Consider the following 6,047-nt stretch of genomic DNA (forward strand, 5'->3'; position numbering starts at 1 on the left):
GATGATGCCGTTCACTTTTCTCCCGGATCGATTCCCGATAGCGAATCCTACACGATTTCTCTGTTTAGCCTCTCGAAGTCCTACGGCTTCGCAAGCTGGCGGATTGGCTATATGGTGATTCCCGCGCACCTGTTTACGGCAGTCAAAAAAATCCAGGACACGATCGCGATCTGTGCCCCGGTGATTTCGCAATATGCAGCATGGGGTGCGATGCAAACTGGCGCAGAATACTGTCGGCAGCAGCGTCAGGCGATCGCCCAGGTGAGGCAGCTCTGCCTCAAAGAACTGTCCACCGTTTCTGATCTTTGCACCGTGCCCCTGGCAAAGGGAGCCTTTTACTTTTTGCTCAAACTCCACACCGATCTAGATTCCATGACTGCCGTTGAGCGGCTGATTCGTGGCTATCAAGTGGCAGGGTTGCCAGGAATTGCCTTTGGTTTAACCGACGGCTGTTATTTACGCATTGGCTATGGCGCACTGCAACCGGAAACGACGATCGAGGGAATGCAGCGATTGGTGCGGGGAGTGAGGGAGTTGGTGGGGTAGAGGGGTGAATGGGTGGATGAGGCGATGAGAAATAAGGGATGAGGAGTTGGGGAGTAGTTTCTGATGTCTTCTGATCAGTGTTTTTAGAGGTTAAGGTTGAGGATGCCGTCGGTGTTAGGGGCTTCGGCGATCGCTTTATTCTCGACAGTGGGTGCGACCCCGGTAAAGGGTGATTCGCTTTGCTGGGAAAAGAGCTGGTCTTCGCCGGAGTTTGCCGGAGTCATCTGGGCGATCTGCTGCTGATTCGCGAGAATGGCTCGATCGATCGCCTGCATCCGTCGTGCCTGATCTTGAGTGATGCGTGTCTCGTTGTTGCCTAAACCGGGTGCATCCCACCGCTGGGTTTGAGGGTTAATAAACGATCGGACTCGTGCAGATAGCACTGCATCTGCTTCTGGTTGCCCTTCTGATTTGGCGACTGCTAGCCAATCCACATAGCCCTGCTGTCCCAGTGCGGCAAGCGGAGCCTGATTTGCCAGGTCAATGCCGTTGAGTTTCTCGCTGAGGGTGAGAGCGAGTCCTTTGTCGCTGGCTTTTTGCAGAATTTGGTCTGCCTGTTTGCGAAGACGGGCAAGCTGTTTGGCATCTGCATCTTCGGGAGAGGTGGCAGCGTGCTGGTAGGAGAAAGAACCTAAGTTCCAAACTCCGTTACCCGGATCAGTGTGACCATAGTAAGCCGGGTTACGTGAGCCGTCAGGGGTGCGGGTTCCTTCAGCCGAGCCAACTGCTTTGGCAACCAGAGAATTTTCGTTTCCGGCAAAGAGTGCATTGAGAGCAGGCGCAGCCGTTAGAGTTGCGGCAGGGGTAGCAGGAGAAACAGGCGCAGTCGGGGTGGGTGCAGCCGCAGTCGGCGCAGGTTTGAAGGGGGAGTCAAAGGTATCAAAGGCAATTCCTCCTCCGTTATCTTTGTGAGCTGGTTTTTCTTGCAAGGGGCGATCGGCAGGAGTGCTTCCATCTGTAAAAGTCGCCTCAGTTGGAATTGCCTCAGCTGGAATTGCCTCACTCAGAATTACCGCCGGTGGAGGAGACGGTAGATTTTGGCTTGGCGAATCTTGTGCGCCGATCGGAGCATCCCCACCGTTTGTAGGCAGGATGGTTGCAGGAGTCGCAGCTACGGGAGTTTCAGTTGCAGAAGTTGCGATTGCTGGCGTTGCAGTCAGAAAATTAGCTTCGGTGGCATGAGCCGCATGACCAAAGGTAAGAACAGAGAGCCAGAGCAGTAGATAGGTCAGGTGTTTCATAGCAAAGAGAGCATCAGCAAAGATCGATTATCAATGCGAGGAAAGAGAGGAAACAGAGAAAAGGAATGAGACGAGAATGAAAAAAATTTAGTGCGGAAACCGGAACTGATATCCGGCGTATTCGTCACCCTCATATAGGACAACCAGCCAGGTTTGAGGATCGAACGCAAGGGGATAGACGGCACGTTCTGCGGCAGCTCCGGCACGGATTTCAAGACCAGGTAATTGGCAGTAGGGAGCCTGCAAAACCTGCTCAACTCTTGCTTTAGTATCCCGTTCAGAAATTGCCAGAAACTGAGCTAACTGTTCTCTCGAAATCACCACGCTCTCATTGACTTCTCCCTGACAATTCTCAGGACGCTGGGCGAGGCGATCGAACGGAACCACGCGCTGCACATCCACTAATAACGCAGCCAGCCCGATTACCATGCCAGCAATTACAATTCCCTGCATGGAGATCACAGAAGAACTTGTTCTCGTGCGACTAGATGATTTCATCATTGCCGTTCTCCCGTGCCATCAAGACGAAACAAGACAAAACAAACACGAGCCATCCGGCTCCCATTAAGACAAGACTCATAGCACCTCTAGAGAAATGATTTGCATTAACTGATTTGCATTAACTGATTTGCATGAGCTACAGCCTGCCGCCAATCAGCAAACCGAGCAAAATGATGCAGAGCCGATAGCCCCAGGTAATGCCCAATTGCGGAGCGGTTGTGGTTCGATGAACGGCGATCGCTGCCGGAATCACAAGCAAAATCATTACCGGAACAACCAGCAGCGGCATGGCTTCTAGCAGCAGGTTCAGCAGCAGACGAGTCAGGGCCGCACCCAACAACAGGGTCAGCGTTTCGTGCAGCATGAAAGGAACAGCTTCGTTGATTTCAGAGTGCGATCGATTCGCAAAGAGCCAGCGTCGGAGCCGTTTTAATAAAGGTAAGCGTCTGCGAGACCTGCGGCATGGAGGAAATTCCTGATACTGCGTTTCCTGATATTGCGTTTCCTGATACTGCGTTTCGCGACGTTCTTGACGCTGGCGCAGCATTTGTGCAGTTTCATCGGCCGTATCGCTTGCCTCAATCGGGACATGAATTTGCAGTGTCATTGGCTCAGCCGATTGAAGGGACAATTCACGCATCGCTAGCTTCACCTGTCCCTGCGGATTTTCAACATAAGGGAGCGAAATGGGCTGCTCTAACGGCAGAGATAGCCTTGGGGTTGGGCGACTGGCTTCAGAGGAACCCGGGTTTGCATTGCTCTGACTTTTGCGCCGTTCCCGATCGATTTGGGCAGCGATCGATTGGAGCCTGCGAAGGGCGGTTTCCTGGGTCTGGGAAAGCTGATTGATCTGTTCTGCCTGTGCTTTTAGCTCTTGAAGCGCGGGACGAATCAGCGGCTGAGCATCTTTGATGGGGGCAGATAATATGGGGGCAGATAAACGGGTTTGGGCAGGCTGCTGCAAACGGTTTGCATTCACAGAATCGTTTTGAGCGGAATCGCTTTGGGCAGAATGGCTTTGCCCTGCCACCGATTGAACGCCAGCCTGAACGCTGGATTGAACGCTAGATTGAATTTTGGGTAATTGCGTTTGATGCACCGAAGTTTCATATAAACCCGTCTGCTGCAAACGAGTTTGAGGGACACGAGTTTGAGAAACAGGAGGCTGAACGGGAGAACGATCGGGAGGAGCAAATTGAGAACGTAACGAAGAATGAGGCAGCGATACTCCGGGTGATGGTGGTTTGAACTCAGGTTTAAACTCAGCTTGAGCTGCGGGTTTAAACCCAGAGATAGCCGCTGGGGGGCGTTTGGGTTGGTTTGAATTGGCAAAAGGTTCGGTAGTGGCAGGTTCAAGCGGAGCCTCGATATCAGGCAACTCAACAAGAGCGACTAACCGTGACTGGGGCTTGTTCACATCCGCGCAAATCGATTCCAATTCAGTTTGAATCGCTTTAATCTTGGCTTGCAATTCGTTCATAAGCTTTATCCAGGAGTTTTGGGAGAGGGAAACGTTGGAGCAGGGCAATAGGCAGCGTCAAAAGGCGATCGAGAAAAATAGGGAATTAAACCAGTCATCAAAAGGCGTTAAATCGAAATCGCTGAAAAAATAAAACAAAAGAGACAGGACAAGAGAAACAGGACAAAACCACGAAATAAAACTGCGAAGGTTCTATAGCTGTTTTGCAGCAGTGCAAATTACGCTGTAAGATCCAGTCCTAGGGGTGGTAGTACATCAGTACATTATTGATAGTACCTTTGTACTGCATGCAACGGAAAAAGTAAATAGGTAAAACCATCAGCGCACAAGTTTTTATTGTTTCTTAGGCGTAGCTGAATCAGCTGCATCAGAGTATGAACCGTTGAGTTTGACATCGCTGGGCAGCCCCCTCAAGGAATTAATGCGGGGGGGCTTTGAGCGTTGAAAGGTTTTGCACCCGTGAAGGATTGAGGAGTTGAAGGGTTGGGAGTTGAAGGGTCGAGGGGAGAATTCATCGCAGGATTGAGCAGCGCCTGATCAATTTCCTCTCAATGTCTTATAGACTCTTACGGAAAAGGAAGTTGCTTTGCTGTAGAAGCCAGGATGCAAAGAGCTAGGATTTTCACAGGTACGGTTTAGTCTGGGTCGATCGATTGGTACAGTAGAGCGGAAGTCAGGTCACAGAGAAGCGATGCACACACTGCTTGGCAAACGGCTGCAAGGCGGCAAATACACGCTCGATCAGGTGGTCGGGCACGGCGGATTTGGCATTACCTTTCGAGCAACCCATCATCTGCTTGGACAAACAGTAGTGATTAAAACCCTGAATGGGCTGGCGGAACCCGACCCGCAGAAGTTTGATGCCCTACGGCGCAGATTCCAGGATGAAGCTCGGCGGCTGGCACTTTGCCTGCATACCAATATCGTGCGGGTCAACGATTTCTTTCTCGAAGATGGCCTGCCCTATCTGGTAATGGATTATGTGCCGGGGCAAACGCTGCAAGAAGTGGTCTTTCCCGATCGCCCGCTGCCTGAACCGATCGCCATTCACTACATCCGACAAATCGGCGACGCGCTGCGGCTCGTTCATGCCAACGGACTGCTGCACCGGGATGTCAAACCCGACAACATTATCCTGAAAGAAGGAACGCAGCAGGTCATCTTGATCGACTTTGGCATTGCCCGCGAGTTTAACGCTGATCGCACCCAGACCCACACCAGCTTCCTGTCCTCAGGCTATGCCCCGATCGAGCAATATTTTTCGCAGGAGAAACGCACCCCTGCCACTGATGTCTATGGTTTAGCAGCGACGCTCTATGCCCTGCTGACGGCTCAGGTTCCCGTTGCCTCGGTGTTGCGCGATCGGCAGCCGATGCCTGCGCCCCAGGAACTGCGCCCGGAACTGAGTACGACTGTCAATCAAGCCGTGATGCGCGGCATGGCAGTAGAAGTGAAATATCGCCCGGAGACGATCGATCAGTGGCTCGCCCTGCTGCCTGCTGCCGTACCTGAGCTGCTTCCTCCGGGTCAGGCAGAATCTCATCCAGCCATGCAAGCCCTTCCCAGACGAATTGCGGCTCCTCCCGTTCAGCCTCCTTCTCCGACGGCAGCAGCGACGGTTGCAGTGGCTCCAAAACGTCCAGCGACGGTGGCTGCAACTCCGGTTCCCAGAGCAAATGCTTCGCGTCGATCTCTTTCCAGCGGCATGATTTGGGCAATTGTGGGATTGGCAGCCCTCTTGGGCACAATGGTGGCAGCCCTGGCAATGGTGTTGCGGACTCCGCCTGCATCACAAACTGAGACGATCGAAACCGCGCCCATCCCCGCACAAGAGCAACCCGCTGAGCAAATCCCTGAGCGTGAAGTCTCTCCGCTGCCCACAGAAGCGCCTGAGCCTGAGGCAAGCCCTACCCCAAGCCCCAGCCCCACGCCTGAGGCAAGCCCCACCCCAGTCGAATCTCCGATCGAGTCCCAAACCGAATCCCTCGATCCAGAACCTCCGGCTGCCTCTCCTGCCCCGCCAGATCCTCCAGAACCGCCTGCACCTGACGAGCCAGAAGCTCCTGCACCTGCTCCCGAAGCGTCTCCTGCCCCGCCTTCCCCTGCACCAGAGTCCAATTCCAACCAGCCGATCGATGAACCGCCCCCGATCGAAAAGCCCGTTCGCCCCAGTGAGCCAACCAGTGAACCGATCGCCGAACCGCCCCCACCCCAAGGTCGCTCCCCTGAAGGAATCTCTGCCCCACCTCCAAAACTCCCCCAGATGCAGTAGCCTAACT

Annotated in this window: 5 protein-coding genes; 2 read left to right on the forward strand and 3 right to left on the reverse strand. The window is 53.5% G+C overall.

Features of this window, described 5'->3' with window-relative positions:
* A partial coding sequence (locus H6F80_RS12880) for an aminotransferase class I/II-fold pyridoxal phosphate-dependent enzyme (RefSeq protein WP_190791948.1) occupies positions 1-546 on the forward strand: 546 nt, incomplete at its 5' end.
* 83 nt (positions 547-629) lie between these two features.
* Here H6F80_RS12880 and H6F80_RS12885 read toward each other — a convergent pair.
* The 3 genes from H6F80_RS12885 to H6F80_RS12895 all read right to left on the reverse strand — a co-directional run bounded on the left by H6F80_RS12885 (position 630) and on the right by H6F80_RS12895 (position 3,768).
* Positions 630-1,787 (reverse strand): hypothetical protein, encoded by a 1,158-nt coding sequence (locus tag H6F80_RS12885; protein ID WP_190791949.1) that lies wholly within the window; start codon positions 1,785-1,787, stop codon positions 630-632.
* 87 nt (positions 1,788-1,874) lie between these two features.
* Positions 1,875-2,288, reverse strand: a complete 414-nt coding sequence (locus H6F80_RS12890) for a hypothetical protein (protein WP_190791950.1) — start codon at positions 2,286-2,288, stop codon at positions 1,875-1,877.
* A gap of 136 nt (positions 2,289-2,424) precedes the next feature.
* Positions 2,425-3,768: a hypothetical protein gene (locus tag H6F80_RS12895; RefSeq protein ID WP_190791951.1), complete on the reverse strand. Its 1,344-nt coding sequence runs from the start codon at positions 3,766-3,768 to the stop codon at positions 2,425-2,427.
* A gap of 691 nt (positions 3,769-4,459) precedes the next feature.
* Between H6F80_RS12895 and H6F80_RS12900 the strand changes: the two genes are divergently transcribed.
* A complete protein-coding gene (locus H6F80_RS12900; RefSeq protein ID WP_190791952.1) occupies positions 4,460-6,040 on the forward strand; it encodes a serine/threonine protein kinase in 1,581 nt (526 codons plus the stop codon).
* Positions 6,041-6,047: the final 7 nt, after the last annotated feature.

This window comes from Leptolyngbya sp. FACHB-711 (genome assembly GCF_014695615.1).
GTDB lineage: Bacteria > Cyanobacteriota > Cyanobacteriia > Elainellales > Elainellaceae > Leptolyngbya_A.

Bases quoted from the DNA above. Each gene is read 5' to 3' on its own strand.
- H6F80_RS12885 (WP_190791949.1), bottom strand. From the start codon at position 1,787: ATGAAACACCTGACCTATCTACTGCTCTGGCTCTCTGTTCTTACCTTT.
- H6F80_RS12890 (WP_190791950.1), bottom strand. From the start codon at position 2,288: ATGATGAAATCATCTAGTCGCACGAGAACAAGTTCTTCTGTGATCTCC.
- H6F80_RS12895 (WP_190791951.1), bottom strand. From the start codon at position 3,768: ATGAACGAATTGCAAGCCAAGATTAAAGCGATTCAAACTGAATTGGAA.
- H6F80_RS12900 (WP_190791952.1), top strand. From the start codon at position 4,460: ATGCACACACTGCTTGGCAAACGGCTGCAAGGCGGCAAATACACGCTC.